Annotated in this window: 1 protein-coding gene; it reads right to left on the bottom strand. The window is 58.4% G+C overall.

The window, feature by feature from the left end:
* Positions 1-24 precede the first annotated feature (24 nt).
* Positions 25-921, bottom strand: a complete 897-nt coding sequence (locus ALO64_RS13360) for a PA4780 family RIO1-like protein kinase (RefSeq protein ID WP_044345594.1) — start codon at positions 919-921, stop codon at positions 25-27.
* Positions 922-1,149 lie beyond the last annotated feature (228 nt).

Genomic DNA, 1,149 nt, shown 5'->3' with positions numbered 1-1,149 from the left:
AGCAAGCTCGCTCCCACAAAAGCTTTACTGCATCCACGGCGGCGGTGGTTCTTCGATGGATTTGCTCGGTGGCGCATCGTCTGCCGCACGAGCTGCCTGACGGCGAGCCTCGTCGAGACGGGCGGCTTCGATTTCGCGCAGTACGCCGCCCACATCGGCTTCGTCCTCCGGCTCGTCGAACTCACCAGTCAGCACCGTGGCGGGCGACAAAGTGCCTGCCTCGTAGTACGACCACATTTCCTTGGCGTATTTGGTCTTTCTGAGTTCCGGCGCGAAGCGGCCGAAGTACAGCGCCATGTTGCCAACGTCACGCTCCAGCATGCTGAACGCGTGGTTGTTGCCCGCGGCGTCGACTGCTTGCGGCAAGTCGATGATGACCGGGCCGGACGGTGCCAGCAGCACGTTGAACTCGGAAAGGTCACCGTGCACCAGACCGGAACACAGCATCAGCACGATCTGCTCGATCAGGAACGCGTGATACTCGCGTGCCTGATCCGGCTCCAGCACCACATCGTTCAGACGCGGCGCAGCGTCGCCATACTCGTCGGCCACCAGTTCCATGAGCAGTACGCCTTCCAGGAAGTCGTACGGCTTGGGCACCCGAACACCCGCGCTGGCCAGACGAAACAGTGCAGCCACTTCGGCGTTCTGCCAGGCGTCTTCGGTTTCCTTGCGCCCGAACTTCGAGCCCTTGGCCATGGCCCGGGCCTGGCGACTGTTGCGTACCTTGCGGCCTTCCTGATACTCGGCCGCCTGACGGAAACTGCGTTTGTTAGCCTCCTTGTAAACCTTGGCACACCGCAGCTCATTGCCACAGCGCACCACATAAACAGCTGCCTCTTTACCACTCATGAGCGGGCGCAGCACCTCGTCGACCAGACCGTCTTCGATCAGGGGTTCAATGCGTTTAGGAGTTTTCATCAGCTTTTATTGTGGGTCCTTTGTTGCCAGATACGCGATTGTTGCCGTTATACGGCAATCCTCCGCCAGCGAGTAGGGGTAGTGGCCTTGGGATTGAAAGGTTTTTTAAGCAAAAACCACGCAATCCCCTGGTTTAAAGCACCTTTCGTGCCGTTCAGGCGATAAAAGATATTCCGGGACAAAACGTGTAAAGCCCGAAAATTCTTCGTTAAATGCACTCGTTAGTGC

Origin of the sequence: Pseudomonas meliae, assembly GCF_001400515.1 — a bacterium.
Classification (GTDB): domain Bacteria; phylum Pseudomonadota; class Gammaproteobacteria; order Pseudomonadales; family Pseudomonadaceae; genus Aquipseudomonas; species Aquipseudomonas amygdali.
This window is presented reverse-complemented; position numbering and strand designations above follow the sequence as displayed.